Consider the following 23,681-nt stretch of genomic DNA (forward strand, 5'->3'; position numbering starts at 1 on the left):
ACCTATTGACATAAATTATCTTTCATTTTCCAAAAACTATAAACAGAATCAAGCTTCTCTGATGATGAAAAATCAGATTCAATTACAGGTGTAATATTATTTTTTTTATAAAAACTAACTAAGTCGTTTGTGAAATCAAAAAAATTCTCCAAGGCATATAAACACTTTTCAGATATATATACCTCTTTCCAAGGACGAAATTTAAACCTTGCTATAAATTGTTTAGAAGGAATAAATAAACTTCCAAATAAATTTAATTTTTCTTCTTTTGATACATTTTTAAGATAAGTCACCTCATTCTGAAGAACTTTAATATCTGTACCATATTGAAACCAAATTGAATTTATTAATCCAGTCGAAATTTTTCTTTCTAACCTTTCTCTTTCTGAAGAAACATTATAATATTTTTTCAAATATGGATTGTAAGCTATACCTAATTTAACTTTTAAATCTTTTTCTTTTTTTAAATAAGCTAATACATCAACTGAGTCAAAGTTTTTTTTCTTATTTGATCCCGACACAAGCAGAATTTCACAATTTTTATTAGTCTGAGAATTTTTAACAAACTCTAAAAAATCCTGATACGATTTTTCTTTATTTTTTGAATATTGATGATAAAGACTGTAGTGATATGTCACATTAAATTCATTATAGTTTTTAGATATATATTTTATAGTTGAGTTAAATAAATCCTTCTTTATAAGTCCTTTACATGGAATATTGATATTTTTTATATTATTTAATTTGCAGAAATTAAGTTTATTGTCTAACTGAGAAATATTTTTAAATGATAATTCAAACCTTATATTATTGTTCATTATTTCAAAGTCATATTTAATCACTCAACATATTAACGAAAACACGCATCTGCTACGATTCTTATTTTGGAAGTCGTCTTTTTATTCTTACCTTTTAGCAAATAACTAGGGGAAATCTCTAATGCAGCTTTTAAAGAAATTTTATCTTCTGAAGATTTTGCAATAATTTGATAAAAACATTTCCAATTTTCTGGTATTACTAAACCTGGCCATGATAGATAAAGACCTATAAAAATCCCGAAAAATAAAAATAAAAGAAATCTCATAACAAATAAAATTTTTAATTTTACTAATTAAAATTTAAAAACAATAATTCAATTGTATTGGAAAATAATTAATAAATTACTTCCTTTCTTCTTATCGCAGATATTTATTCCATGAAAGATTTTCATGAACTCGAGAGGTTAGAATAACAAAAAAGTATTATTTTAGAATATGGCTAGCCAAGATTATCTAATTGCAATAGCTTTAATAGAGCAAAACTTAGTTAGAGCAATGCCTCTTGGAGGTAAAGAAATTAAAGGTAATTTAGAGGAATCAGAAAATTTCAAGAAACTTGGAGAAGAGATAATTTTAAATCTTCTAATGAGAGTGTTTCAAAGAAGTGATGAAGGTTCTTTAAAAAGGGCTTCTGAAGAAAAAGGTTTGCTACTTGTTCATATGCATCCTAAAAGAATGCAGAAAGAGCTTCCATTCATAAAATCTGAATGGATAAGAGATGGAGATACACAACAGTTTCTAAAATATCTTGGCAATCTCTCAAAAGAAGTATGGACTGCATCTTTCGTAAAATACAAAGGGATTGAATTTACTTCTATCTCGAAGAATGATGAGATCTAAAATATATTAAAAATATTTTTTTCAAAGAATTTCTTTCTTTACAATCTTATTTTTCCTTGTAACTCTAAAGCAGTTTCTACCATTACCAAAATCAATTGAGGAATAGTCAAAATCATTTTTAATATGCAAGGCACAATTGCCCTCAATACATATACAAGATTCAATAATTTCTCTCTGAATAACATCATTAACGTAAGGTTCCCTCTCTTTCTCTTCATCGAAATGCGGGCAGGCAATACCTTCAACTATACCTAAGCAATCAATTATGGCTAATTCTTTAGCATAAGAATCAGTTATGCCTTTATCAAACCAGCAAATAGCCCCAGCACTTACACCACTCATTACAATTCCTTGTTCATAAGCAATTTGCAAAATTTTATGTAAATTCCATTCTTTCCAAACAGCTAACATACTTTTTGTATTTCCTCCGCCAACATAAATGATATCTTGAGTTAAAACTTTCTCTTCTAAGTTTTCTGTTCTAGAGAAGAAATCAATATGGCTTGTTATACAATCAAGTTTAGAAAATGCTCTATAAAAATTTAGTTTGTACAAACTACTATCGCCAGATGCTGTTGGAATAAAGCAAATTTTAGGTCTTTTTTTATTAATTAAAGAAACTATATATTTTTCAATTTCAAGAGAGCCTAATGACCGTCCAAACCCTCCTCCCCCAATTGCGACTATATTTTTATTAGGCATATTAAATAAATGATTTATATATGAATTTAAGACAAATCACCATTAAAGATCAAATGGAATTAAAGAAGGTTTATTTTGATTCAATTCAATCTTTAGATGAAAAAATTTATAGTCAAGAACAAAAAAGAGCCTGGTCAAGCCAAGCTTGGAAAAACCCAAATTTTGATAAGTCAATAATTAAAGGAAAAGGATGGCTTATAAGTAAACAAGGAATAATTATTGCTTTTGCCACAAGATATCCCACCGATAGAATTGCGCTATTTTACTGTAAAGCTGAATTCCAAAGAAAAGGCTACGGCACTAAGTTACTTCTTAAATTAGAAGATGAAGCAAAGAAAGAAGGTTTAGATTCTCTTTATACTGAAGCGAGCTTAATAAGTTATGAATTATTTCTTAAAAATGAATGGGAAATTATACGTAAAGAAAAAGTCATTTTAAATAACATTTTTTTTGAAAGATATAAAATGACTAAAATTATAAAAATTAATTAATAATGTCTGGCAAAAGCAAGGGATTAATTCTTATTCAAAGGGTTCTAATTTGGGCATTATACTTTTTTTCAGGATTTATACTTTATTCAAACCAAGGTATTTTGCCTTCATTGATAATTACTTTCTCAAGAATTATTTATCCATTATCTATTTTTTGGTTACAAATAAGAATTAAAAAAAGAACCAATTTTCTGCATATTGATTCAAAAATGACAACTTCGCAATTATGGTTCAATTTATTACCCGTTATTGCATCTCTATTAACTGTAATTTTTTCTTTAACTAATTCTTTCTTATATATCCTAGGAAAATTAATTAACTCTTAAATAAATCAATTATTGTTAATTAGCCTTAGAAATTTCTCTAATAAAAAACATAATGTAAAGAAATTTGTCTTTTACTTATATTTGTTTAAATTTTAAATAGTGATCAATAAAATCATGAAAAATATTTCATTAAAGGGAAATATTAATTTTGATAAAAAAAAATATATAAATAATTATGAATTATTCTCTTTAAAAATCACAGATAGTTTATATAAAAAAGATATTGGCAAATTCCTTGAGACTCTCTCTTCTCACTTTATTTAGGAAAATATTCTTTTTCTGATCTTCAAATTCAAACAGTCCCATTAATTAATTAGTATTTGAGGGATAATGAGTAAAATCTTAAGAATACTCCAATGCAATTATTTCTTGCTGACTGCCAATTCCCAGATATTGAGAATCAAGTGAAAGCTTATCAATTATTTGTAGAAGCTTGGGATAATGGTGAAATTGCTAAATCAGATAAAACAGATAAATTTGAGATGTTATTTAGAGTTCATGCTCCAGGGGAGGGTAGAGTAGTTTGTTTATGTAAGGCAGAGAGTGATAAAGAAATTTTCGAGCATTTTGCTCCATGGAGAGCCAAATTTGGCATTCATATGGAATTTACACCTGTAATAAGTTGTCAAAATGTTGTTGATTACCATAAAGATTTGTTTAAAACTTTAGGGTAATTAGCTTAAATCTTAAATTTATCGTGATTAAACCTTTTTCCAATCTTATTTATAAAAAAAAAGATAGAAATTTTCGTTCTTCAAAAAATAAGCTTAATAAAGAAGAAAATGTCAAATCTAAACCATTAATAATATTTGGTTTTATCATCTCATTAACTTCCATCTTTTTACTTTTATTCACCATTAATAATAAATTTGGATGATATATGAGTAATTAAAACTATTACCTGAGAACAAATATGTTCTATTATTAAATTAAAAATAACTAACTAAATGGCGTTTAACGAAGGGGGAATGGCATCGGGCCTTCTAATCATCGCGGTATCAATAATTTTTGCCGCCGGTTTTGGATTTTTAGTCTTGCATTTTGTACCTGGTACTCCATTTTAGGTTATCCAACTGAATTTGATTCACAAAATATCTTAAACATTAACAGTTTCTAAATCCTGCATTTGATTATCATCAGAATTAGATTTATTCTTTAATCGATAGGCATAAACTAAAGATCCTAAAGCTATAGTACTAGAGGCAAAAATCCCCGATATTAGTATCAAGGCAAAAAGAGCTCCAATTAATCCTCCTTTTAATCTAAGCAAATTTGATTTGATTAAAAGTATTGATAAGAAAATAATAGTAGCTTTAAGAGAAGAGATTTTCAAAAAAGTAAATGGATAAAAAGGATTTAACAACATTTTTTGACGTAATATAATTTAATTTATTCTAAAAATAAATTTAAAAAACCGCATAAAAAAAGACTCAAATGAGTCTTTTAAAATCTATATTAAACATGATGATTTATGCATCAGGGTCAAAATTCTTTAGGTTTGGACCCGCCACAAGACCAACAAGACCAAAAAGGACTAAAGAACCAATTCCAAAGCCTGCTGCCCATGGATTGAAACCACCTAAAGCAAAAGAAGCTAATAAATTCATGATTTTAAAACATAATATCTCCGAGTTAGCATACAGATTTTTATGAAAAATATACCTATATTGAGACATTTCTTCGTAATTATTAGAATGGTTTAACTATCCCTTTATAAAAATCCACAAAATTTTTATTATTTGTTTTATTATCGGAGTACCACCATTTGTTGGGGCACTTCAAGACCATCCAAACTGTTTTTTCTAATGAATTCCAACTATATCTTTATTTATGATGGAGAATGCCCTTTCTGCAACCATTTTGCTGAGCTCCTTGAGATCAAAAGCAAGATAAATAATATTAAAATTCTTGATGGTCGTAAAAATTTAACTCTAATTAAATCTCTTCTAGATAAAGGTTATGATCTAGATAAAGGAGCTATTCTCCTGAAAGATGAAGATATCTTTCACGGAGCAGAGGCAATTAATACTATTTGTAGACAGATAAATAATCCCTCAAGTAGTTTACTGTTGTTACTTACTAGAGTGTTTAAATCAAATAAACGAACAAATTTGATATTTCCTTTACTAGTAAGAGCCAGAAGATTCGCATTGATATCAAAAGGTATATCGTTATCCCTAGTTTAAAAATAAAAACTTTCTAAATATTAAATAACATATTTATAAGCTTCTGTATCAATAAATGATAATTAATTATTTCTTAGCTAGAACTAGGTGGTAGTAACAAGTATTAAATGATAGAAAACTTCAATCCATTTATTTCATTGGGTGGTGATAACCAAAAAGTTAATCATATGGCTGAAGCGGCACTTGAAATGAATTTAACTTGCAATGATTTAAAGAAAGATTTAAATTTAACTGATGGTGATGTAGTGGATATGTTGCAACTAGTCATGGATAGATTTAAAAATAGTAACTAAATATCTTAATTAATCACTAAATATCTATTTTTTTTAATGAAAACAGTACAAATTGAGTTTTCGAAATATGAATTAGTTAACTTTTTATGGCCTGAATTAATAGAAGACTACGGATTTGATAAAGCCAGAAAAATAGTTTCTCAAGCTATTGACTTACAAAAAATGAATGGGACTAAAAATAGCACCATGCCAATCATATTTTCAGGAACAGGAGGATTAGCTCTAATACCAATACAAATGCTAGAAAAAGAAAACTTTGAGATTAGTTATAAAGATAATCAAGTTTTAATATTTAATCTTAAAAGAAAGTCATTTCAAATCTTAAATGAAGCAAACTAATATAAATTAGTAATTTCTCGATAAAGCCAAAATTACCTTATAGTCTAATAAAACAATTAATTGATAATGACTTTTGAAGCGACCTACCTTGGTTCAAATGGTTGGCTTATAAAATTTAAAAAAACCAATTTAATTATTGATCCTTGGCTTAAAGGAGATTTAATATTTCCTCCAGGTGAGTGGTTTTTTAAAGGATCATTAGAAGAAGAAATTTCAATAGATAAAAAAATAGATATTATTTTATTAACTCAAGGATTACCTGACCACTGTCATGTTCCAACATTAGAAATGTTCAGAAAGGATATTCCTATAATTTGCCCTAAAAGTGCTGTTGAAACATTAAAAAAAATTGGTTTTAATTTAATTAAAGTGCTTAAGCCAACTGAAAAGACAAATTATTTTAATTTAAGTTTTGAAGCCACTGCTGGAGCTCCAGTACCACAAATAGAAAACGGATATATTGTTAAAGACGATCAAGATAATGGGTTTTATATAGAACCTCATGGATTTCTTGATGAAAATTTAAACAAGCAAAGTCTTGATGCAGTCATTACTCCTACAAAAAATTTAGAATTACCCTTAGTAGGTTCTTTTGTAAAAGGTGCTGATGTAATCCCTAAATTGATTAACAAATTCAATCCAAAATATATACTTTCAAGCACCATAGGTGGTGATGCAAAATATACAGGCTTTTTAAATAATTTTATTTCAGTTCAAGATTACGCAGAGGAATTAAATTGTAATCTTGTAGATCTAAAGAGTATGCAATCTATTATGATTTAAAACGAACCAAAAAGAACTTTAATAACGTCATTTAGCTTGAAATCTAATCTAATTTAAAAGGAGCTCAAAAAATTCATTCATTTTTTATTACCTCAATACTTTTATTAGCTTTAAATAGTAGCTATATATGTGAAAAGTCAAAGCTTAATCTTGTAATGAGAAATAATATTAATGGTGACTTTTCCATAGTAGAAAAGATATCTGAGTTAAAGCCAGGAGCATTTATTAATATTAATTGGAATAAAAAAAATCTTATGCTTCCATATTCTCTAAGGAAAGATTATATTTCTTTTACAGATAAAAAATGGGACTGGAGGTACCAATTTAATAAGGACGGATCCGCTGATATTAATAATCCTTCTTTATACGAATTACTTCCTTCAGGAAAAGTTAAAGCACATTACTGTCAATCAGAAGATAAAAGTTCTAACTTATAATTTCAAGATAAAATATTATAGTTTTTTAACTTCTGAACTTCTTTGTAAAGATGAACAATCCTATAAACCAAGAAAGTATTTCAAGATATGTAAAACTTAAAGATTACAAAGTTTTTGATTATGAAATTCCAGAAATCTTTTTGGACTTCGTAATTAAGAAAAATCTTGTAAACGTTACGACGAAACTAAAATTGGTAAAAACAAATAAGAATACAAGAAATCTAATCCTTGATGGCACGGATATATTTATTAAAAAATTATTTATAGATGACTCACTACTAGAAGAGGAAAACTACGAACAGCAAAAAAATAACTTAAAAATTAAAAATATAAATAAAGATAATTTTTTATTAAAAATAGAAGGAATAATTAAACCAAAGGAAAATATATCCCTTTTAGGAATGTATGAGAGTAATGGAATTATAACTACGCAATGTGAGGCAGAAGGATTTAGAAGAATAAGTTTTCACTCTGATAGGCCTGATATTCTAAGCAAATACACCGTGAGAATTGAGGCCGACAAGAATGATTATCCTGTTATGCTTTCAAATGGTAACGTCGTAAAAGAAAATGATCTTAAAAATAATCGACATGAAATAATTTGGGAAGACCCATATCCAAAACCCTCATATCTATTTGCATTGGTAGCGGGTAAACTTAATTGTGTAAAAGATAATTTCACAACAAAATCGAATAAAAAAGTAAAAATAAATATTTATGTTGAGTATGGCGATGAAAAATATGTCCAACATGCAATAAGTTCCTTACAGAAATCTATGAGATGGGACGAAGATAAATATAACCTTGAATACGATTTGTCATTGTTCAATATAGTTGCAATTAGGCACTTTAATATGGGAGCAATGGAAAATAAAAGTCTCAATATTTTCAACTCAAAACTAATACTCGCTAATTCTGAAACAACAACTGATCAGGAATTAGAGAGAATAGAGGGTGTGATCGCCCATGAATACTTCCATAATTGGACGGGTAATAGAGTAACTTGTAGGGATTGGTTTCAATTATCTCTTAAAGAGGGTTTAACAGTATTCAGAGATCAACAGTTCACAGCAGACCTTCATAATCATGAAATCAAGAGACTTGAGGATGCAAAATTTCTTAGAGGGAATCAATTTAGAGAGGATTCTGGTCCAACATCGCATCCTGTAATGCCAGAAAGATACAAAGAAATAGACAATTTCTACACGACCACGATATACGAAAAAGGATCAGAAATAATTAGAATGCTCAACAATCTTGTAAAAGATGAAAATTTCTTAAAAGGATTTAGTAATTACATTTCAACATATGATGGTAAGGCAGCAACAATAGACCAATTTGTCGATAAAATTTTAGAGCATAATAATGAAATCGATCCTGAAGAATTTAAAGTCTGGTACAAGCAAAATGGCACACCAAAAGTTAAATTCAAGAGAATCTGGGATCAAACAGACGAAAAACTTACAATTCAAGCATCTCAAAGTAATCCAATAAAGAACAACCCATATAATGATTTACCTCTAATAATTCCTATAAATCTGGCTATATTTTTCGGAGACAATAAAAGAATAGAAAAAACAGTTGTTTTAAAAACAAAAAAACAAGAATTTATTTTTAGGAATGTTAGATCTAACCTCAAAATTCCTTTTGTAACTTATTTTCGCGAATTCTCTTCACCAGTTGAGTGGGAATCTGACACTACCTTGCATGAAAAATTTTTAATCTTAAAATATGAAAAAGATTTTTTTACACTATCTAATACTCTAAGAGAATTATTTAAAAAAATCATTTTATGCAGATTAGATGAAAAGCCAGATCACAAGGTTGAAAATATATTAATCAGCAATTTAATATCATTTATAAAAAATAAAGATATAAATTTGTCTCTTCTATCAGAATTACTATGTATTCCGACATTTGCTGAAATTGAATCAGAGATAAAAAATATAGACCCTTTAAAGATATATAAAATTATTGACGAATTAAATCATTTATTCGGTACCAGATTAAAAGAAGAATTAAATTTTAAGCTTCAAGAAATAGAGAAAAATCTAGATAAAGTTTGGCCAGAAGGTAAAAATGAAAGAAAACTAATCGAAACTATTTGGAAACTACTCTTGCACAGTAATGATGAGGAAATTAAATGCAAAATAATTAATTATGTCGATAGTAATTCGATGACGTTAGCAAAAGCTGCATTGAATTCTTTCAGTAGAATTAATTGTCCCGAAAGAAAAATTATTTCAAATATATTCTTCAATAAATGGAAAAATAATAGTGTCGTTTTGGATAGTTGGTTCTCATTCAATGCATCTATAGAAATTGATGAAAAAACAAATAGCATTGAAAAATTATTTCAAAATAAGTTTTTTGATTCAAAATCACCTAACACTTTAAGAGCTATATTAAATACATTCGTAACAAGAAATAGTACTTTTCATGCAATCGATGGTTCTGGTTATAAATATATTGCAAAAAAGATAATTGAATTTGATAAATTAAATCCAATAGTAATTTCCCGTTTTGTAAAAGTATTTAGTAGATATAATTTTTATTCAGAACCTTACAAAAGTAATATGATAGAAACAATAAAGCAGATTAAAAAAAATAAACTATCAAAAAATACTAAAGAAGTTTTAGATGCAATAATAGAGTAATTTTTTGAAGATATTTAATTAAATTTAATAATAACAATTGTAAATATTAATAATAAAATAAATATAATATATTTATTAATAAAAATATAATCAAATACATTTTTATTATTATCTTTATTCCACTTTTTATTTACATATTCCTTAGTTATAAATTTATTAGGTCTACCACAATATAAACATGTTGGGGAAGTGTTTAAAATTAAATTTTTACATTGGGGGCACTTTTTTTTTTCCATAATTTAATTTTACTGAATAAAATTGAAATCAGAAACAACAAACAGAATAAGTAATTTAAATTTTATTTATTATATTTTGGTTAATTAAATATCATTGCAAAAAAAAAATTGACTCTAACTATTTAAAAAAATTCAATAGAATGAAAAATTATTATTTGGTTTGAAATGTTTGCTATTGCACTTGGAATGTCCCCTATCGAAAAAATCACTGTTGCGATATCTGCTTCAATTTTTATAATCGCCTTTACATGGGTCTCGATTAAGGGAGATTTAAGAAAACTTGCTAATGAACTTATTGAAGATAATGAAAAAAATCAGGATAATTAAAAAAATCTTTAATCCTACTTTGCATGCAAAGTAGGATAATCAATAATATGCCTAATTTCTTTTAGAGAAGAACCATAGATTTTTTCACCATTTATGTGAACACCAATCCATTTTTCTTTTTGATTAATAAAATAACTTTTAGTAATATCCCTCTCGAGACAGTCTTTATTATCCCAATTTAAAGTTATATCCCAACCTTTATAATTTTCTATCATTGAGAAAGAGGAAACATACTCAAATAATACCCATAGAGACATAGAACAAAAACAAAGGAAATAAGTATTTTTTTCGTTATTTTTATTTAATATTTAGGTAGTACTGACTTTTATTTTAAGAGCAGCTTCATCTGCATTCTTTCTAGCCAAATTAATATCAGAATTTGATGAGAGAACAACTCCCATTCTTCTGCCTTTTCTGGAAACTGGTTTGCCAAATATGAGCACTTTGGTCTTTTCAAACTCTAATGCTTCATTAAGACCCTTATAAATAGGATTTAAATACTCTTGGTTAGAGAGTATAACTCTGGTTGCAGAGGGTTCTATTAGATATATACGAGGTATTGGTAAATTCAAAAAAGCCCTTAGATGTAATTCAAATTCATTAATATTTTGACTAACTACTGTAACCATACCAGTGTCGTGTGGTCTTGGAGATAATTCTGAAAATATAACCTCACTTCCTTTTATAAAAAATTCTACTCCGTATAATCCAGCTCCATTAAGGTTATTTAATATTCTACTTGTCATTTTCTTAGCTTCAATAATTAAGGACTCCTTAATCTCTAAAGGTTGCCAACTACATTGATAGTCTCCATTTGATTGAAGATGTCCAATTGGTAAACAAAAAATATTTTCACCATTTTCTTTTCTTACAGTAAGAAGTGTAAACTCACAATCAAAATTAATAAATTCTTCAATAATTACACCTTTAACCTTTCCTCTTGAATTTGCTTGCGCCTGCTTCCAAGCATTTTGTAAATCATTTTTTGTTTCAACCAAACTCTGCCCTTTTCCAGAAGAGCTCATTAAAGGCTTAAGTAAAAGTGGGAATCCAATTTCGTCAGCTTTTTTTTCTAAATCATCAAATTCAAAAATGTATTCAAACTTTGCAGTTTTTATTTTTAAATCTTTAGAAGCTAAGTCTCTAATTTTATCTCTATTCATTGTAATTTCTACAGTTCTGGCGTTGGGAACAATATTGAATCCTTCATCCTCGAGTTCTTTTAGAGCTTCAATTGAAAGTGCCTCTATTTCTGGGACAACATAATCAGGCTTAAATTCTTTTATAACATTTTTTAAAATGTTTTTATCTCCCATATCAATTACTCTTGAATAATCAGCAACTTGCATTGCAGGAGCTTTTTCATATCGATCAATTGCAACAACTTCTAATCCTAATCTTTTGGATTCTATTACTAATTCTTTTCCAAGCTCGCCACTCCCAAGTAATAAAATTCTCTTTTTAGAAAAAAATGATTCTTTCATATATATAAAACTTATTCCTCATCATCAGAAGGTTGTGAAGATGTATCATCTGTAATTTTTTTATCTTTAGAATAACTAAATAAGATATTTCTACCAAACCAATTTTGACTTCGCATGCTATTAGTTATTGATCTTGAAATTGCTCCTAAAAAAAAGATTCCAATTATTGCCCAAATAATTCTTTCTAAAGCAATTGCAGGTGAAAAACCTTGACCGGAATTAATAATTTCAGTAAGTGGGTCTAAAGGGTCCAAATTTAAACTGATTAATAATATTAATTATAAATGGTTAAATAGATGAAAAATTAAAACTTATAAAAGAAATAACCAAAACTACCATATAAATTAAACACAATAAAGTCTATACAATGCTATCTTCAAAGGGTAATTTTTTTTAGACATGCAAGTTGACGTACAAAATACTACTGTTCTTTCCGCAGACGGATCATCAATAAAACTAGGTGAATATTCAGGGGAGGTAATTTTAATTGTGAATGTAGCTAGTTATTGCGGAAATACTGTTCAGTATGAGGATCTTCAAAAGCTACATGATTTATATTCAAGCAAAGGCTTAAGAATACTTGCATTCCCATGTAATGATTTCGGAAAACAAGAACCAGACTCTCTTTCAGAAATAAAAGATTTTTGCACAACAAAATATGGAGTCAAGTTTGAAATTTATGAAAAAGTTCATGCAAAAGGCAACACCACAGAACCATACACAACCCTTAATAAAGTTGAACCTGAAGGAGATGTTGAATGGAATTTCGAGAAGTTTCTGATAGGGAAAGATAGTAAAGTAATTGCAAGATTCAAGCCAGGTGTTAAACCGTTTGACGAAAACTTAATAGCAGCTATAGAAGTAGCTTTAGATTCATAACAACCTTGTTGTAATTTAAATTAAAATATTAAAAATAAAGAGTATTTTTATTTAATTAAAAAATAAGCAAATTATTTTAAAATTTCCTTTTTTTAGGATCCAAGCTTGTCTAGTATTCTTTAATTTATTTTAAATCTTATTTATTATCAGAATCAACTTCTACGTCTATTATTTCATCTTTAACAGTTCTTTTTTTAGGTTTAATTGATTTTACTTCTGGCTCTATTGTTTCTTCTTTAACTTCACTTTCTTCTGATTCCTCTGGTTTTTCTTCTGACTCTACTGTTTCTTCTTTAACTTCACTTTCTTCTGATTCATCTGGTTTTTCTTCTGACTCTACTGTCTCTTCTTTAATTTCACTTTCTTCTGATTCCTCTGGTTTTTCTTCTGACTCTACTGTCTCTTCTTTAATTTCACTTTCTTCTGATTCCTCTGGTTTTTCTTCTGACTCTACTGTTTCTTCTTTAACTTCACTTTCTTCTGATTCCTCTGGTTTTTCTTCTGACTCTACTGTTTCTTCTTTAACTTCACTTTCTTCTGGTCCCTCTGGTTTTTCTTTTGAATTCTCTAAGCTTTGATCTTCATCTTTACTTAATAGGAACTTTAATAGTTTTTTTAATAATAAGAAACCTTTTTCAACTCTTTTTGGACCTAAAATTGAAAGCAAAATTACTAATATTATGAATATTTCAGGTGAATTTAAACCTAATAGTTTCATAAAATTTCATATTCTATTTATATTTTAGTACATGGTAAAAATTTAATCTAATTATTCTCAAAAGTTGGTAAATAGAGTTCCCTATTTGATGCAATTAAACCTTCTTCTTTAAAAAAAATCTCTAGGTCTTTTAGATCATTTATATCTACAAATTCACCACAATTATCTATTATATTATTATGAGTGAAATTCCATAAATCAGCCAAATATTCGTCATCATCTGGAAATGCTACAAATTTCAAATATGTATTATTCAAAGCATATTCACTAGCAAAATCAGAATCTAAACCTTCCCTCTTAGCATCACAAAAAACTTTGGCAAATCTTTTGCCTACAGAAGTTTGAGCACTTGATAAATCTAAATTACCTTGAATAGCATTTACATTTATTGGTGCAATAAAAATAATTATTGGAAGAAAAATAGATACTAATATAAACAAGAAAAAATTTCCTTTATAAATTTCAACTCAACATAAACTAGCAAAAAAAGTAATCAATTAGGCCTATTTAAGTAAAAGCACTTATTATAAATCAAGAAATAAATAGAAAAAATAAAATCAGCTCCATATCTGAATTTATAATAAAAAAAGATTAAATATATTTAAAATTATATGTCTTCAAATATAAGGCTAAAAGGAAGGGGAGTTAACAGGATAATTACGAGTAAGGTCATGCTATCGCCATTGGCAGGAGTTACAGATAACATTTTTAGACGACTTGTACGTAAATGGGCCCCAAACTCTTTACTTTTTACAGAAATGATAAATGCCACAAGTCTTAAAAAAGGATATGGCACTCAAAAAATCAATCAAATAGATTTAGAAGAAGGTCCAATTGGAGTACAAATATTTGATAATAGGCCATATGCTGTTTCTGAAGCTGCGAAACAAGCTGAGGACTCTGGAGCTTTCTTAATTGATATAAATATGGGATGTCCAGTAAAAAAAATTGCAAAGAAAGGTGGAGGCAGTGCCTTAATTAAAGACCGAAAACTTGCTATAGAATTAGTCAAAAATGTTGTAAAAGCTGTTAGTGTTCCAGTAACAGTAAAAACACGACTCGGATGGGATAGTAAAGAAGAAAATATAGAGGATTTCTTATTTAAACTTCAAGATGCGGGAGCAACGATGATCACACTTCATGGAAGAACTAGAAAACAGGGTTTTTCAGGAAATTCAGATTGGGAAATGATCGGGAGACTTAAAAAGTTATTGGAAATTCCAGTAATTGCTAATGGAGATATCAAAAATCCAGATGACGCACTTAATTGTTTAAAAAAAACAAATGCTGATGGTGTAATGATTGGACGAGGAATTTTAGGATCCCCATGGAAAATAGGAGAAATAGATTATGCCCTTAGAGATAATAAAAATTTTAAAGAACCAAACACAGAAGAAAAACTATATTTAATTATTGAGCATCTTGATGAATTAATAAAAGAAAAAGGAGATCATGGATTGCTAATTGCAAGGAAACATATCTCATGGACATGCAAAGACTTTAAAGGAGCATCAAATTTGAGAAATAACTTGGTTAGAGCTGTTGATAAAAATGAAGTTAAAAATTTGATAATTAAAATGATTAAAACTTTGAATAATGAAAAAAATAGATTAGCTTAAAACAAATTTATTTTTTTAATGAAAATTATTAGTAAAGAAACAAGTAAAAGAGTTTGTGATCACATGAACAATGATCACATAGATTCAGTGCACAAATATCTTATTCATTATGGGAAGATATCAAAATTTGAGAATGCTTATATGGAAGAAATTAATAATAGTTTTATAAAAATCAATTACGATGGCCAATCAGCAATTATCAATTTTAAAAATGAAATATCTGAAGAAGAAATTCATTCAACTTTAGTATCAATGATTAAAGACATAAAAAAATAAAATAATTTATAAAAAAATTCTAATTTTTATTTTCATAGTAATCAGTTATCTTTTTACATTCTTCAAATGAAAGCATGCTCAATCTAGATGTGGCTTTTATTTTTAGAATTGCACAAACAGCTAATAAATCAGAGCTATCTAAATTAAGTGCTTCAGAAAGTTCTAGGACCCTAAGACCTTTCATTAGTATTAAAATATCTTTTCTACATTATCAAGAACCTTAAAATCAATGGGCTGCATTTTTTCCTAAACCTGCAACGAATGGAAAAGTTTGTTCATCACCAAATATATCTTCTACCGAAGAATTAGAAATATTAGTTTTTTTATTATCAGGCTTAATTTCTTTAATTTCATTAGAAATATTATCTTTAATGTTATTTTCAATTTCTTTTGCTAATAAATTATTCGTATTAGAAAATATTGAAAAAACTAATACACATAAAAACAAAATAATTCTTTTCATAAAAAAAATTTATCTAATACTATTGTTATATGCCAATAGAGTCATTTAGAAAAACAAGATAATTTTAAAACAAATCTATATAAATCAAAATCAAAAAATATTCATCTTCCCAACTTATTTCTATTTTTAAATCTAATTAAAAAATAAAGACCTAGTAACAATAGAATTGCCAAGGAGTACTGATTAAGAAAAACATAAACCATATAGACGAGAAAGGGGAATAAGCAGGCCCTTTTGAAATTTAATTTCTGTTCCCTTGACATATTTTTCCAATTTAAATATTCTTCCCATTGAAAAATCTTCTTCATTTTTCTACTTCTATTTTTACGATTAAACATAACTTTATAAATATAGTTTTGATGAATCTTATGTTAATAAACAAAATTAATCTACAATATCAAAATAAGTTTTTTCATTGAATAAAAATATTTTTTAAATAAAAGATGAACTCAAAACCAGTTTGGAAAATAGAAAAAATTGTTTTACCTCAACATGCAGATCATGCAGGCGTAATGTGGCACGGTAAATATTTTAATTGGCTTGAAGAAAGCCGAATAAATGCACTTTCAGAAGTAGGCATAAGTTATTTCGAACTAACTAAAAATGGCTTAGATTTACCTTTAATCAATACTTCAATAAAATATAAATCTCCTTTATTCCTTGGTGAAAAAATAATCATCGAGAGTGAATTCAACATTGATAAAAGTCCTAGGATTAATGTAATTTCAAAATTTCTTAACAAGAAAAATGAAATCTTAACGATTGCTGAAGTCAATTTAGTCTTAATAAGTAAACTGAATTTCTCTATAATAAGAAAAAGGCCAGATTTCCTATCGGAAGCCTTTAGTAAGTTAAACGGTTGAAATTATTATCCGCCAATTGAATGATTTATTAAATAATTAATTATGAATATATTTCAAGTTATTGATTCTTATCAATTTGAGATGGAATCAAGATATCAAGAAAAATCAATGCTTACAAATCTTTTTACAGAGCACAAATTTATAGGTTGGTTAGGGTTGTTCATAGTATTTTTCTCTATCTTTGCAATTTTTGTTTTTCAATTTCTTGAGTGGGAAAGTAATGACAATAATAAAAGTTAAGAAGATTTAATGCTTATAATTCAACTGAATGACTTAAAAAATGGCTATCTACTTAAAAATAACTAACCCTACAGAGGTTGTAAAAAAAAAGACCTCAAAATGGCTTACAGATATTACACCTGAAAGAATTGATAGAAAGTTGGTCGAGGATGAAGTTATAAAAGGCATTATCGAGCAATTAACATTAGAAGGGATAAAAGGAGAAATATCAGCAATTAATGGGTTTGAAGTAAATGAATCTTCAGTAATAACAAAAAATAATTTTGTTATTAGAAAAACAAAAACTTTTTAGATCGAAAATAAAATCTTAGATGAAAATTTTTTTTATTTTAATTATTTTTATCATTCTTTTAATTTTTATAATTGCAAGAAATTATCAAATTAAAAAGAAAAAGTTTAAATTAAATAATGCCTTAAATTCCAATTTCTTTATTCAAACAATTAATAATTTAATAGAAGAAAACAAATACAATTTGTTAGAGGAGAGGATCAGATTAAGGGAAATAGATGCCTACGGTAACGAGGACTATAAAAAATGGATTGGCAATCCACCTCTTGATGAAAAAGCTATTGAGAAAAATATATTAAATGGATCCAAACGATTTAAAGAGGGAATACCATACTTCTGGGAGAAAGTAATTTTAAAAAAATTTGGCAGTATGGAATTATTTTTCGATAAGTGGAGATCATATTGTAATGAAAATCCTACTATTGATGATGAGATAATTGGATCTATTAGAAAGCTAGAGACTGAAGATTGGTTTGTATTCATAGCAAGTCAAATAGAGAAATCATGCTTAAACCTAATAGAAAAAAACTACTCAAGTAAAAACAAGGGAAACTACAAAAAAGGTATTAGATTTGAAAATCATTGTATGCAAATTCTCAAACAAAATGGCTGGGAAGTAAAAGAAACCCCTAATACAGGAGATCAAGGGGTTGACTTAATTGCGTCAATAAAAGATTTGAGAATATGTATTCAATGCAAAGATCATGAAAAAGCTATTGGAAATAAAGCAGTTCAGGAAATTTCAGCTGGTAAATTATTTTGGAAAGGGACACATGCAATAATAGTCTCAAAATCTGGCTTTACAAAGTCTGCTCATCAACTAGCAAAATCAAATAAAGTGGAACTAATCAATGAATATCAATTAAAAGATTTAGAAAAGTTTATTGTTTAAACAGTTTATATCAATTGTGTTAAGCCTTCTTTGTAAAGCAAAAGTGTTGTAAAAATTCCTGAGGCCCACATTAAACCTCTAGCTGTTGGGATATTAAATACATATGCACCAATATATAAAAAACGAAAAATAGGATGAATCAATGCTGCAATTATTGCAATATTAGAGTCAGTTAAAGAAATCAAACAAAGAAGACATGCTGGTGCATGTAGAGAAATACTTTCCCAACAATTTTGATGACACCAAACTGCTCTTTTTCCAAAAGAAGGTAATTCATCGAATAAAGCCCTTGGAGCAGACATATTTTCAACAGAATATCCCGCTTTAACTCGCCCTATAGTTAATGGAATAATTGATAATAAAACAACACCAACTGATAGACAAAGGCTCCAGGCAAAAGCTACTTGCATATGATTTAAATAATATTATTAGCTTAATAATTGAAGCTCGTTATCGTGATAAATGAAAAATCATTACCATAGATAAAAATTTGCAAAAAATGCTGTAATTTATTTTAAAAAACTTTTATGGATATTTCAAAGATAGTTTTAATTTTTGCTTTAAGTTTACTAATATATTTTGCTTTTCTGTTTTTAGGATTTTTTCTTAAGAATAAAAATCTAAAGGCACAGAATCTAAAAAAAGAAGAATAGATTGTTAATTCCACGAAATTTACTATTTTCTAAATGTTTTTATATCTTTTTGGATATATTTCATGGAAATAAAATTTGATCCTAATAATAATAAGGGATATTTGAAATTCAATAAGACAGTTGCTGGTATATGAAAAAATTTTATAAGTTTTTTAAAAGTTTTATATTTATATCACTTTGGCTTATTTTATCTTCATTTTTAACCCAATATTGGAATACCTTTCATTGGGAATATATTTACTTAAACTTCAGAATTATATTTGATAAAGAATTTTGGTTTGTTGTAGAAAAAATTCTTTTAGGATTTGATATTGGTTACTGGTTAGAAGAAGCACTAAAATTCTTAAGTTATGAAATACCTAAAGAATCTTTTAAATATTTACCAATTTATTTCGTATTAAAGACTATATGGATAAAGAATTAATTTATTTTTTTAATAGATTTTAATAAATTCCTTAAAATTCTTGAATAAAGTAGGTGAATTTATTTTTCTTAAAACAAATAATGTTCCTTTATCACCTCTGCAGATTCTAAGCTTATTACTTAAATAAGTTATCTCTAACCAACCTAATTGTTCATTTTTTATTTCTTTCATAGCCTTTATATTTTTTCTTCCGAATTTAGGACCTATAACACCAGCATGTGTAAATTTGACCCCAATTTTTTTTTCATTTATGTAATTAAGTCTTAATAAAATACCAGTACCAATAATTGATTTTATTCCTTTAGGTTTAAGTAAATTAAGACCAGACAAATTAAAGGGATCAAGAATTTGAAGATTATCAATAAAAGGAGAATATTTTAAAAAGGGACTATTAGAACTACTCCACCTAAGCTCCCAAACACCCTGTAAATCATTTTTACCTTTCCTAAAGGAAAAATTATGATCAATTTCAAGTTGTTCGGCAATAGTCTGTATACTCTCTGAATTTGGAGATTTAAGAAGTAAATTTAATAAATCATCTTCGGATTCCATTTAATAACCGCTGAGTATATAGCTAAGGATTAATACTTACCTCAATGTGCTATATTCTACCCAGAATATGTTGGTTTGATGACAAAGAGCTATTGGCTAAAGAAAATTTCAATTCCAAATGCTGATTTATTTCTGGAATATATAAGGACAGTATTACCTTGGATTAAATCTGTGGGAGGAGTAATCGTAAAAAGAGATTTGATACAAGAATCAACCTCAAATGAATGGGACGGAGGTCAGCTTGGATTAGTAATTGAATTCGAATCAAAATTTGCTGCTAAAAAAGCATTTTATTCTGAAGTATTTCAAAAATATCTTCAGTCCAGAGATTTAATGGAACTAGTTACTATAAGTACTCTCTAAAAAATCAACCAATAGCGATCTCACACAAACAACTTATAAGTATTTATTACTATTAAATTATTTATGTAATATTTATAACTTCACTAGCGATAATATATTTTGCAAAATTTAATTGTAAAAGTAATCCGTTAGTCAAATGAACTATTCAACAGAAAAAGATGATTATTTGATGACAACCCCATATACAAAAAAAATTCAGCAAAAATTTGAAAAGGTTAAATCTTTTTTAGAGCAAAATGGATTTAATCCTTCATCAGAGAGCTTAATGCAAGATATAGTAAGTTCAGAAGAATATATCGCTAGAAAAGGCTTATAAAATATCAGAATATATTCAGAGTCCTTAAATAATAAAAACCGCCTATTAGAAAAGGTAACAATATTCCAATAAATAAAAAAATGGATTTCTTTGATTCGCCTTCTGATATGGGATTAATTTCTGGTTCAATTGCGAAACCATTCTGCCTACCACCGCTTTCGGTTGTATAACCTTTTTTATTCATAAGAAAAATAATCTATGCAGATTATCTCATGTAAAAACTTATTTAAAAAAATTTTTTACAATTAGAATTAAACGAATTTTTAGATCTATTAATTGATTTCAATCTGAGATTTCAATTTAGCAGCTTTCTTTAAAAGACCTACAACTTCCTTGCGGCCGTTAGCAAACTCAGCCTTGTTGAGTAACTCACTATATTTTTTTGTGATTTCTCTATGGTTCATTTTCAATATTAACTATCATTAATTATAAAGTTACTAAATTAAGTTTTTGTATAAAGGATATCAAAAATGAGTTTAAGTACCTTTAACTATTTAAACCAACCTTTTTTCTTTGGTTTAATCTCTTCTTTAATAACTTCTTTTTTTCTCCCAAATAATCCCTTTTTTTGGACTGGCAAATTCTCTTCAACAGGTTTAGATTTTCTGTTAAATAACCCTTTTTTAGGTTCCTTTTTAATTGATTCTTTTGTTTTGGAAATCTTTGTTTTTTTAGGATTTAATTTTGTATTTTTGGGTTTGCTATCTGCAAATAAAGTTTGATATACAAAAAAACCAAAAACAGCAAAGAAGCCTAATGCCTGAACTAGAGCAGTTCCAAGATTATCAAACATTTAGGCCTCAACTTTGTATAGTGATTCTTTTTCTTTCGTATCTATACATTTTTTATCATCAGAAAAGCATTCGATTTCTGCCTTCTTCTCAGTATGAGAACTGCAGCCTCCTGCATTTGCATTAGACATTGAAAATAAAGTTAGTACCCCTAAAATTAAGGCACATGAGGTGTTAATCAGTTTCATAAGTTTTATTTTTATTATGGAAAAATAATTTCGCAATTGCGAAGATAATCTTCTCTTCTGCTAAAAGTATCCCCTTTTTTTATATCTATTTGTAGAAATTAACTAAATCGATAATTAATATTGCTAGTAATGAAAAACCTAAAATGAAAGGTAAATAAGGATATTTATTTAAAATTTGGTTTAGTTGATTTTTCGATGTTTGTTTTTCCTTTTTCTTTTCTCTAGGCGGTAAGCCTAATTCTTCCCTTCTCTTGGCTTCTCCCATATTTTTTTTAAACTACTTAAGACTATCTTATATACTTGTTAGTGGTAGTGTATTGTTTTAGATTTGAATTATTAACGGTTAATTTAGTTTGAATTTTGGATATATTAAAAATATAAAAAAAATTACATGATAGAAGTAGTTTGGTCAGTAAATATAATGATTGCAATTCTGATTATTGGTGTTGCCTGGGTTCTTTATTACATATTTACTTATGATCAAAAATTTACTTCCTAGATAAATGTCAGATAAAGATCTAAGTAATTTTCTAAAAAAAATAGAGCAACTTAATCAAATTGCTGAGCTAATAAAAAATAATCCTAGTAAAAAGTTATCCCTTTCAAAATGCGAGAATCATGATGAAGTAATTAAATTAACTACTGAATGGGGTTTTGACATTGGTAAAAGGTGGGGAGAATATTAATTGATTTTATTACCAGCATTATTAAAATTGCCATCAACTTCAAATTAAATTCCTAAGATTGATTAGTATTTCTTGTATTGGAGTTATGAAAGAAATTGGAGAGATAAAGTCAAATATATATAAAATAGCTGCTGTTACAGATAGAGGTCAAAGATTAAATAAATTAATTTCTCCGATGTATGAGGAAAAAGCTAATGAAATGGATGAATTTATTGATGCTCTAAAAGACTTTAATTTTGAAATATCAGAAAAATTATTGTCTGGAGAGTGGGAATTGATTTTTTCTAATGTTGAATTATTTCGAAGTTCTCCATTTTTCCTTGCTATTGAAAAGGCATTAAATGATGAATTTAAAAGTAATCTTTTTTTTAAATTACATCAGTTGCAAGTAGGATCCTTTGGTATATCAACTATTGGAAGAATTGCTCAAAAGATTGATTTTGACAAAAAAGAATTTATATCTACTTTTGACACTACAATATTTGGGCTCACAACAATTCCTATCTTAGGTTGGTTCAAATTGTTGCCTACTTTTGGTGGAAGAGTAATTACCTTAGCAAGTGATTTAGTTTTAAGAAATAATTTACTTGAAATGAACTTACAAAAGACAAAAGTTTCCAAAGTTGATGGACTTAATAAGATTCCATTATTTAGTGAATTACTTATGGATAGATGGTATCCAGTTAAAGAGGTATGGAATAAGTTACCTTGGAATAAAGAATCCCCAAATTGCCAGGTTTCAATTGTATATTTAGACGAAGAAATGAGAATTATGCAGGATATGTATGGGTCTATTTTTATTTATATAAGGCCTTCAATTTCCTTGTTGAATTCAAATAAAATCTAAATATTAATTAAAAGACTGACTAATATTTTTAGTAATTTATAGAATAAATCCATTAAAAATTTATTTTAAAGATTAATTAACAAAAACATCTCACAACTTAAATACAAATAGGTTAAGTTCATATTGAACATTTTTTTATTATGCTTAGAAATCAAGAAAAAATTCAGTTGTTAGAGGAATATTCCTAATAGGAGGATGGGGCTTAGGTCTAGATAGATTCTACGAAGGAGATAAAAAAGGTGGTTTTTTATCAATCATTGGTTGGAGTATCACATTTTTTAGCTTTATTTTTCTTAAATGTTCAGGGTATGAATATGTTGAGGATGTAAAAAATTATTCAGATTATTCCCCTAACCCTTTAATAGTTTTCCCTTTACTGGCAGCAGCATATGGTGGCTTTCTCATAATTAAGAAGGCATTTAGATTAGCAAAGCAATTTGAGAATGCTGAATAATAATACCAACAGACAAATTCAAGATAATAATCCTGATCCTTTTAAATAAAATTTAAATAAAAGAATTACTAAAAGATTTACTATTGCTAAGGCTACTAAACCATTTCTGTTTTTAACATCTAATTTCTTGACTAAATTAGAAAGATAAACGACTGGATTTTCTGGCTCTTTATTATCCAAATTTTATTTAAATATTAATTTGACAAGAAAATATCACAGTTTCATTTGAAGAATCAAAATTGTAAAGAT

The 23,681-nt window shown here is 27.4% G+C and carries 43 protein-coding genes; 24 read left to right on the forward strand and 19 right to left on the reverse strand.

Annotated features, from left to right (window positions below):
- Positions 1-2: 2 nt before the first annotated feature.
- Both HA148_RS05165 and HA148_RS05170 read right to left on the reverse strand, forming a co-directional pair.
- Positions 3-818 carry a hypothetical protein gene (locus tag HA148_RS05165; protein ID WP_209130808.1) on the reverse strand — a complete coding sequence of 272 codons (816 nt, stop codon included), beginning with the start codon at positions 816-818 and terminating at the stop codon, positions 3-5.
- 32 nt (positions 819-850) lie between these two features.
- Positions 851-1,084, reverse strand: coding sequence for a hypothetical protein (locus HA148_RS05170; protein WP_209130810.1), 234 nt, complete (start codon positions 1,082-1,084; stop codon positions 851-853).
- 169 nt (positions 1,085-1,253) lie between these two features.
- On the opposite strand from HA148_RS05170, the gene HA148_RS05175 reads away from it, so the two are divergent.
- On the forward strand, positions 1,254-1,658 hold the full coding sequence (locus HA148_RS05175) for a hypothetical protein (protein ID WP_209130812.1): 405 nt from the start codon (positions 1,254-1,256) through the stop codon (positions 1,656-1,658).
- A gap of 21 nt (positions 1,659-1,679) precedes the next feature.
- Here HA148_RS05175 and HA148_RS05180 read toward each other — a convergent pair whose 3' ends face one another.
- Entirely contained in the window at positions 1,680-2,360 is a 681-nt protein-coding gene (locus tag HA148_RS05180) for a peptidase E (protein WP_209130814.1), read from the reverse strand.
- Positions 2,361-2,380: 20 nt separating this feature from the next.
- Between HA148_RS05180 and HA148_RS05185 the strand changes: the two genes are divergently transcribed.
- From HA148_RS05185 to HA148_RS05200, 4 genes are all read left to right on the forward strand, one after another.
- Positions 2,381-2,851 (forward strand): GNAT family N-acetyltransferase, encoded by a 471-nt coding sequence (locus HA148_RS05185; protein WP_209130816.1) that lies wholly within the window; start codon positions 2,381-2,383, stop codon positions 2,849-2,851.
- 2 nt (positions 2,852-2,853) lie between these two features.
- Complete coding sequence (locus HA148_RS05190; protein WP_209130818.1) at positions 2,854-3,177, forward strand: hypothetical protein; 324 nt, start codon at positions 2,854-2,856, stop codon at positions 3,175-3,177.
- A 114-nt stretch (positions 3,178-3,291) separates the two neighbouring features.
- On the forward strand, positions 3,292-3,441 hold the full coding sequence (locus HA148_RS05195; protein ID WP_209130820.1) for a hypothetical protein: 150 nt from the start codon (positions 3,292-3,294) through the stop codon (positions 3,439-3,441).
- Between the two features lie 92 nt (positions 3,442-3,533).
- Positions 3,534-3,851, forward strand: coding sequence for a DUF3303 domain-containing protein (locus tag HA148_RS05200; RefSeq protein WP_209130822.1), 318 nt, complete (start codon positions 3,534-3,536; stop codon positions 3,849-3,851).
- Positions 3,852-4,273: 422 nt separating this feature from the next.
- Here HA148_RS05200 and HA148_RS05205 read toward each other — a convergent pair whose 3' ends face one another.
- Entirely contained in the window at positions 4,274-4,543 is a 270-nt protein-coding gene (locus HA148_RS05205) for a hypothetical protein (protein WP_209130824.1), read from the reverse strand.
- 103 nt (positions 4,544-4,646) lie between these two features.
- Complete coding sequence (locus HA148_RS05210; RefSeq protein WP_002806597.1) at positions 4,647-4,784, reverse strand: hypothetical protein; 138 nt, start codon at positions 4,782-4,784, stop codon at positions 4,647-4,649.
- 198 nt (positions 4,785-4,982) lie between these two features.
- Here HA148_RS05210 and HA148_RS05215 point away from each other — a divergent pair, with 198 nt between their 5' ends.
- The 7 genes from HA148_RS05215 (at position 4,983) to HA148_RS05245 (ending at position 10,435) form a co-directional block, all read left to right on the forward strand.
- A complete protein-coding gene (locus HA148_RS05215) occupies positions 4,983-5,363 on the forward strand; it encodes a DCC1-like thiol-disulfide oxidoreductase family protein (RefSeq protein ID WP_209130826.1) in 381 nt (126 codons plus the stop codon).
- A 107-nt stretch (positions 5,364-5,470) separates the two neighbouring features.
- Positions 5,471-5,656 carry a hypothetical protein gene (locus HA148_RS05220; protein WP_011818521.1) on the forward strand — a complete coding sequence of 62 codons (186 nt, stop codon included), beginning with the start codon at positions 5,471-5,473 and terminating at the stop codon, positions 5,654-5,656.
- A 36-nt stretch (positions 5,657-5,692) separates the two neighbouring features.
- Positions 5,693-5,995, forward strand: a complete 303-nt coding sequence (locus HA148_RS05225; protein WP_025931974.1) for a hypothetical protein — start codon at positions 5,693-5,695, stop codon at positions 5,993-5,995.
- Between the two features lie 66 nt (positions 5,996-6,061).
- On the forward strand, positions 6,062-6,778 hold the full coding sequence (locus HA148_RS05230) for an MBL fold metallo-hydrolase (protein ID WP_209130828.1): 717 nt from the start codon (positions 6,062-6,064) through the stop codon (positions 6,776-6,778).
- 155 nt (positions 6,779-6,933) lie between these two features.
- On the forward strand, positions 6,934-7,215 hold the full coding sequence (locus HA148_RS05235; protein WP_209130830.1) for a hypothetical protein: 282 nt from the start codon (positions 6,934-6,936) through the stop codon (positions 7,213-7,215).
- Positions 7,216-7,265: 50 nt separating this feature from the next.
- Entirely contained in the window at positions 7,266-9,872 is a 2,607-nt protein-coding gene (gene pepN / locus HA148_RS05240; RefSeq protein WP_209130832.1) for an aminopeptidase N, read from the forward strand.
- Positions 9,873-10,273: 401 nt separating this feature from the next.
- The gene (locus HA148_RS05245; RefSeq protein WP_075440229.1) at positions 10,274-10,435 is read left to right on the forward strand and encodes a photosystem II reaction centre N prot; all 162 of its coding nucleotides are present in this window, start codon (positions 10,274-10,276) and stop codon (positions 10,433-10,435) included.
- Between the two features lie 14 nt (positions 10,436-10,449).
- Here HA148_RS05245 and HA148_RS05250 read toward each other — a convergent pair whose 3' ends face one another.
- The 3 genes from HA148_RS05250 to HA148_RS05260 all read right to left on the reverse strand — a co-directional run bounded on the left by HA148_RS05250 (position 10,450) and on the right by HA148_RS05260 (position 12,173).
- Positions 10,450-10,650, reverse strand: a complete 201-nt coding sequence (locus HA148_RS05250) for a hypothetical protein (protein WP_209130834.1) — start codon at positions 10,648-10,650, stop codon at positions 10,450-10,452.
- A 93-nt stretch (positions 10,651-10,743) separates the two neighbouring features.
- Entirely contained in the window at positions 10,744-11,919 is a 1,176-nt protein-coding gene (gene purT, locus HA148_RS05255) for a formate-dependent phosphoribosylglycinamide formyltransferase (RefSeq protein ID WP_209130836.1), read from the reverse strand.
- Positions 11,920-11,930: 11 nt separating this feature from the next.
- Entirely contained in the window at positions 11,931-12,173 is a 243-nt protein-coding gene (locus tag HA148_RS05260) for a lectin subunit alpha (RefSeq protein ID WP_209130838.1), read from the reverse strand.
- A 145-nt stretch (positions 12,174-12,318) separates the two neighbouring features.
- Between HA148_RS05260 and HA148_RS05265 the strand changes: the two genes are divergently transcribed.
- The gene (locus HA148_RS05265; RefSeq protein WP_209130840.1) at positions 12,319-12,798 is read left to right on the forward strand and encodes a glutathione peroxidase; all 480 of its coding nucleotides are present in this window, start codon (positions 12,319-12,321) and stop codon (positions 12,796-12,798) included.
- 136 nt (positions 12,799-12,934) lie between these two features.
- Here the strand turns inward: HA148_RS05265 and HA148_RS05270 are convergent, their stop codons facing one another.
- Both HA148_RS05270 and HA148_RS05275 read right to left on the reverse strand, forming a co-directional pair.
- A complete protein-coding gene (locus HA148_RS05270; RefSeq protein ID WP_209130842.1) occupies positions 12,935-13,516 on the reverse strand; it encodes a cell surface protein in 582 nt (193 codons plus the stop codon).
- Between the two features lie 47 nt (positions 13,517-13,563).
- Positions 13,564-13,956, reverse strand: coding sequence for a hypothetical protein (locus tag HA148_RS05275; protein WP_209130844.1), 393 nt, complete (start codon positions 13,954-13,956; stop codon positions 13,564-13,566).
- Positions 13,957-14,127: 171 nt separating this feature from the next.
- Between HA148_RS05275 and dusB the strand changes: the two genes are divergently transcribed.
- Both dusB and HA148_RS05285 read left to right on the forward strand, forming a co-directional pair.
- Positions 14,128-15,135, forward strand: a complete 1,008-nt coding sequence (dusB, locus tag HA148_RS05280; RefSeq protein WP_209130846.1) for a tRNA dihydrouridine synthase DusB — start codon at positions 14,128-14,130, stop codon at positions 15,133-15,135.
- Positions 15,136-15,153: 18 nt separating this feature from the next.
- Positions 15,154-15,411, forward strand: a complete 258-nt coding sequence (locus HA148_RS05285) for a DUF2470 domain-containing protein (RefSeq protein WP_209130848.1) — start codon at positions 15,154-15,156, stop codon at positions 15,409-15,411.
- Positions 15,412-15,430: 19 nt separating this feature from the next.
- On the opposite strand, the gene HA148_RS05290 is transcribed toward HA148_RS05285, so the two are convergent.
- Together HA148_RS05290 and HA148_RS05295 are read right to left on the reverse strand one after the other, a co-directional pair.
- A complete protein-coding gene (locus HA148_RS05290) occupies positions 15,431-15,595 on the reverse strand; it encodes a translation initiation factor IF-2 N-terminal domain-containing protein (protein ID WP_209130850.1) in 165 nt (54 codons plus the stop codon).
- Positions 15,596-15,637: 42 nt separating this feature from the next.
- The gene (locus HA148_RS05295) at positions 15,638-15,874 is read right to left on the reverse strand and encodes a hypothetical protein (RefSeq protein WP_209130852.1); all 237 of its coding nucleotides are present in this window, start codon (positions 15,872-15,874) and stop codon (positions 15,638-15,640) included.
- Positions 15,875-16,317: 443 nt separating this feature from the next.
- On the opposite strand from HA148_RS05295, the gene HA148_RS05300 reads away from it, so the two are divergent.
- The 4 genes from HA148_RS05300 to HA148_RS05315 are packed head-to-tail and all read left to right on the forward strand — an operon-like array spanning position 16,318 to position 18,158.
- On the forward strand, positions 16,318-16,737 hold the full coding sequence (locus HA148_RS05300) for an acyl-CoA thioesterase (RefSeq protein WP_209130855.1): 420 nt from the start codon (positions 16,318-16,320) through the stop codon (positions 16,735-16,737).
- A gap of 42 nt (positions 16,738-16,779) precedes the next feature.
- Positions 16,780-16,977, forward strand: coding sequence for a hypothetical protein (locus tag HA148_RS05305; RefSeq protein WP_209130857.1), 198 nt, complete (start codon positions 16,780-16,782; stop codon positions 16,975-16,977).
- Between the two features lie 40 nt (positions 16,978-17,017).
- Complete coding sequence (locus tag HA148_RS05310; RefSeq protein ID WP_011818540.1) at positions 17,018-17,269, forward strand: hypothetical protein; 252 nt, start codon at positions 17,018-17,020, stop codon at positions 17,267-17,269.
- Positions 17,270-17,288: 19 nt separating this feature from the next.
- Complete coding sequence (locus HA148_RS05315) at positions 17,289-18,158, forward strand: restriction endonuclease (protein WP_209130859.1); 870 nt, start codon at positions 17,289-17,291, stop codon at positions 18,156-18,158.
- Between the two features lie 5 nt (positions 18,159-18,163).
- Here HA148_RS05315 and HA148_RS05320 read toward each other — a convergent pair whose 3' ends face one another.
- A complete protein-coding gene (locus HA148_RS05320; protein WP_025891748.1) occupies positions 18,164-18,568 on the reverse strand; it encodes an MAPEG family protein in 405 nt (134 codons plus the stop codon).
- Between the two features lie 373 nt (positions 18,569-18,941).
- Here HA148_RS05320 and HA148_RS05325 point away from each other — a divergent pair, with 373 nt between their 5' ends.
- Entirely contained in the window at positions 18,942-19,235 is a 294-nt protein-coding gene (locus tag HA148_RS05325) for a virion host shutoff protein (RefSeq protein ID WP_209130861.1), read from the forward strand.
- A 9-nt stretch (positions 19,236-19,244) separates the two neighbouring features.
- Here the strand turns inward: HA148_RS05325 and HA148_RS05330 are convergent, their stop codons facing one another.
- Complete coding sequence (locus HA148_RS05330) at positions 19,245-19,787, reverse strand: PAP/fibrillin family protein (RefSeq protein WP_209130863.1); 543 nt, start codon at positions 19,785-19,787, stop codon at positions 19,245-19,247.
- A 78-nt stretch (positions 19,788-19,865) separates the two neighbouring features.
- Here HA148_RS05330 and HA148_RS05335 point away from each other — a divergent pair, with 78 nt between their 5' ends.
- Both HA148_RS05335 and HA148_RS05340 read left to right on the forward strand, forming a co-directional pair.
- A complete protein-coding gene (locus HA148_RS05335; RefSeq protein WP_011376579.1) occupies positions 19,866-20,150 on the forward strand; it encodes a DUF1330 domain-containing protein in 285 nt (94 codons plus the stop codon).
- Between the two features lie 136 nt (positions 20,151-20,286).
- The gene (locus tag HA148_RS05340; protein ID WP_209130865.1) at positions 20,287-20,466 is read left to right on the forward strand and encodes a hypothetical protein; all 180 of its coding nucleotides are present in this window, start codon (positions 20,287-20,289) and stop codon (positions 20,464-20,466) included.
- Positions 20,467-20,470: 4 nt separating this feature from the next.
- On the opposite strand, the gene HA148_RS05345 is transcribed toward HA148_RS05340, so the two are convergent.
- From HA148_RS05345 to HA148_RS05360, 4 genes are all read right to left on the reverse strand, one after another.
- Positions 20,471-20,650 (reverse strand): hypothetical protein, encoded by a 180-nt coding sequence (locus HA148_RS05345; protein WP_011818547.1) that lies wholly within the window; start codon positions 20,648-20,650, stop codon positions 20,471-20,473.
- A gap of 306 nt (positions 20,651-20,956) precedes the next feature.
- Positions 20,957-21,259, reverse strand: a complete 303-nt coding sequence (locus tag HA148_RS05350; protein ID WP_209130867.1) for a hypothetical protein — start codon at positions 21,257-21,259, stop codon at positions 20,957-20,959.
- Positions 21,260-21,445: a hypothetical protein gene (locus HA148_RS05355; protein ID WP_245152020.1), complete on the reverse strand. Its 186-nt coding sequence runs from the start codon at positions 21,443-21,445 to the stop codon at positions 21,260-21,262. It lies immediately after the preceding gene.
- Positions 21,446-21,530: 85 nt separating this feature from the next.
- Positions 21,531-21,710 carry a hypothetical protein gene (locus HA148_RS05360; protein WP_209130871.1) on the reverse strand — a complete coding sequence of 60 codons (180 nt, stop codon included), beginning with the start codon at positions 21,708-21,710 and terminating at the stop codon, positions 21,531-21,533.
- Between the two features lie 238 nt (positions 21,711-21,948).
- On the opposite strand from HA148_RS05360, the gene HA148_RS05365 reads away from it, so the two are divergent.
- Together HA148_RS05365 and HA148_RS05370 are read left to right on the forward strand one after the other, a co-directional pair.
- The gene (locus tag HA148_RS05365; RefSeq protein ID WP_209130873.1) at positions 21,949-22,131 is read left to right on the forward strand and encodes a Nif11 family protein; all 183 of its coding nucleotides are present in this window, start codon (positions 21,949-21,951) and stop codon (positions 22,129-22,131) included.
- Between the two features lie 85 nt (positions 22,132-22,216).
- Complete coding sequence (locus HA148_RS05370; RefSeq protein ID WP_209131075.1) at positions 22,217-22,978, forward strand: PAP/fibrillin family protein; 762 nt, start codon at positions 22,217-22,219, stop codon at positions 22,976-22,978.
- 472 nt (positions 22,979-23,450) lie between these two features.
- Here the strand turns inward: HA148_RS05370 and HA148_RS05375 are convergent, their stop codons facing one another.
- On the reverse strand, positions 23,451-23,612 hold the full coding sequence (locus HA148_RS05375) for a hypothetical protein (RefSeq protein ID WP_011818555.1): 162 nt from the start codon (positions 23,610-23,612) through the stop codon (positions 23,451-23,453).
- Positions 23,613-23,681 lie beyond the last annotated feature (69 nt).

Origin of the sequence: Prochlorococcus marinus XMU1405 (assembly GCF_017696275.1) — a bacterium.
Taxonomy (GTDB): Bacteria; Cyanobacteriota; Cyanobacteriia; order PCC-6307; family Cyanobiaceae; genus Prochlorococcus_A; species Prochlorococcus_A marinus_AB.

Bases quoted from the DNA above. Each gene is read 5' to 3' on its own strand.
- HA148_RS05165 (WP_209130808.1), bottom strand. From the start codon at position 818: ATGAACAATAATATAAGGTTTGAATTATCATTTAAAAATATTTCTCAG.
- HA148_RS05170 (WP_209130810.1), bottom strand. From the start codon at position 1,084: ATGAGATTTCTTTTATTTTTATTTTTCGGGATTTTTATAGGTCTTTAT.
- HA148_RS05175 (WP_209130812.1), top strand. From the start codon at position 1,254: ATGGCTAGCCAAGATTATCTAATTGCAATAGCTTTAATAGAGCAAAAC.
- HA148_RS05180 (WP_209130814.1), bottom strand. From the start codon at position 2,360: ATGCCTAATAAAAATATAGTCGCAATTGGGGGAGGAGGGTTTGGACGG.
- HA148_RS05185 (WP_209130816.1), top strand. From the start codon at position 2,381: ATGAATTTAAGACAAATCACCATTAAAGATCAAATGGAATTAAAGAAG.
- HA148_RS05190 (WP_209130818.1), top strand. From the start codon at position 2,854: ATGTCTGGCAAAAGCAAGGGATTAATTCTTATTCAAAGGGTTCTAATT.
- HA148_RS05195 (WP_209130820.1), top strand. From the start codon at position 3,292: ATGAAAAATATTTCATTAAAGGGAAATATTAATTTTGATAAAAAAAAA.
- HA148_RS05200 (WP_209130822.1), top strand. From the start codon at position 3,534: ATGCAATTATTTCTTGCTGACTGCCAATTCCCAGATATTGAGAATCAA.
- HA148_RS05205 (WP_209130824.1), bottom strand. From the start codon at position 4,543: ATGTTGTTAAATCCTTTTTATCCATTTACTTTTTTGAAAATCTCTTCT.
- HA148_RS05210 (WP_002806597.1), bottom strand. From the start codon at position 4,784: ATGAATTTATTAGCTTCTTTTGCTTTAGGTGGTTTCAATCCATGGGCA.
- HA148_RS05215 (WP_209130826.1), top strand. From the start codon at position 4,983: ATGAATTCCAACTATATCTTTATTTATGATGGAGAATGCCCTTTCTGC.
- HA148_RS05220 (WP_011818521.1), top strand. From the start codon at position 5,471: ATGATAGAAAACTTCAATCCATTTATTTCATTGGGTGGTGATAACCAA.
- HA148_RS05225 (WP_025931974.1), top strand. From the start codon at position 5,693: ATGAAAACAGTACAAATTGAGTTTTCGAAATATGAATTAGTTAACTTT.
- HA148_RS05230 (WP_209130828.1), top strand. From the start codon at position 6,062: ATGACTTTTGAAGCGACCTACCTTGGTTCAAATGGTTGGCTTATAAAA.
- HA148_RS05235 (WP_209130830.1), top strand. From the start codon at position 6,934: ATGAGAAATAATATTAATGGTGACTTTTCCATAGTAGAAAAGATATCT.
- pepN (WP_209130832.1), top strand. From the start codon at position 7,266: ATGAACAATCCTATAAACCAAGAAAGTATTTCAAGATATGTAAAACTT.
- HA148_RS05245 (WP_075440229.1), top strand. From the start codon at position 10,274: ATGTTTGCTATTGCACTTGGAATGTCCCCTATCGAAAAAATCACTGTT.
- HA148_RS05250 (WP_209130834.1), bottom strand. From the start codon at position 10,650: ATGATAGAAAATTATAAAGGTTGGGATATAACTTTAAATTGGGATAAT.
- purT (WP_209130836.1), bottom strand. From the start codon at position 11,919: ATGAAAGAATCATTTTTTTCTAAAAAGAGAATTTTATTACTTGGGAGT.
- HA148_RS05265 (WP_209130840.1), top strand. From the start codon at position 12,319: ATGCAAGTTGACGTACAAAATACTACTGTTCTTTCCGCAGACGGATCA.
- HA148_RS05270 (WP_209130842.1), bottom strand. From the start codon at position 13,516: ATGAAACTATTAGGTTTAAATTCACCTGAAATATTCATAATATTAGTA.
- dusB (WP_209130846.1), top strand. From the start codon at position 14,128: ATGTCTTCAAATATAAGGCTAAAAGGAAGGGGAGTTAACAGGATAATT.
- HA148_RS05285 (WP_209130848.1), top strand. From the start codon at position 15,154: ATGAAAATTATTAGTAAAGAAACAAGTAAAAGAGTTTGTGATCACATG.
- HA148_RS05290 (WP_209130850.1), bottom strand. From the start codon at position 15,595: ATGAAAGGTCTTAGGGTCCTAGAACTTTCTGAAGCACTTAATTTAGAT.
- HA148_RS05295 (WP_209130852.1), bottom strand. From the start codon at position 15,874: ATGAAAAGAATTATTTTGTTTTTATGTGTATTAGTTTTTTCAATATTT.
- HA148_RS05300 (WP_209130855.1), top strand. From the start codon at position 16,318: ATGAACTCAAAACCAGTTTGGAAAATAGAAAAAATTGTTTTACCTCAA.
- HA148_RS05305 (WP_209130857.1), top strand. From the start codon at position 16,780: ATGAATATATTTCAAGTTATTGATTCTTATCAATTTGAGATGGAATCA.
- HA148_RS05310 (WP_011818540.1), top strand. From the start codon at position 17,018: ATGGCTATCTACTTAAAAATAACTAACCCTACAGAGGTTGTAAAAAAA.
- HA148_RS05315 (WP_209130859.1), top strand. From the start codon at position 17,289: ATGAAAATTTTTTTTATTTTAATTATTTTTATCATTCTTTTAATTTTT.
- HA148_RS05320 (WP_025891748.1), bottom strand. From the start codon at position 18,568: ATGCAAGTAGCTTTTGCCTGGAGCCTTTGTCTATCAGTTGGTGTTGTT.
- HA148_RS05325 (WP_209130861.1), top strand. From the start codon at position 18,942: ATGAAAAAATTTTATAAGTTTTTTAAAAGTTTTATATTTATATCACTT.
- HA148_RS05330 (WP_209130863.1), bottom strand. From the start codon at position 19,787: ATGGAATCCGAAGATGATTTATTAAATTTACTTCTTAAATCTCCAAAT.
- HA148_RS05335 (WP_011376579.1), top strand. From the start codon at position 19,866: ATGACAAAGAGCTATTGGCTAAAGAAAATTTCAATTCCAAATGCTGAT.
- HA148_RS05340 (WP_209130865.1), top strand. From the start codon at position 20,287: ATGAACTATTCAACAGAAAAAGATGATTATTTGATGACAACCCCATAT.
- HA148_RS05345 (WP_011818547.1), bottom strand. From the start codon at position 20,650: ATGAATAAAAAAGGTTATACAACCGAAAGCGGTGGTAGGCAGAATGGT.
- HA148_RS05350 (WP_209130867.1), bottom strand. From the start codon at position 21,259: ATGTTTGATAATCTTGGAACTGCTCTAGTTCAGGCATTAGGCTTCTTT.
- HA148_RS05355 (WP_245152020.1), bottom strand. From the start codon at position 21,445: ATGAAACTGATTAACACCTCATGTGCCTTAATTTTAGGGGTACTAACT.
- HA148_RS05360 (WP_209130871.1), bottom strand. From the start codon at position 21,710: ATGGGAGAAGCCAAGAGAAGGGAAGAATTAGGCTTACCGCCTAGAGAA.
- HA148_RS05365 (WP_209130873.1), top strand. From the start codon at position 21,949: ATGTCAGATAAAGATCTAAGTAATTTTCTAAAAAAAATAGAGCAACTT.
- HA148_RS05370 (WP_209131075.1), top strand. From the start codon at position 22,217: ATGAAAGAAATTGGAGAGATAAAGTCAAATATATATAAAATAGCTGCT.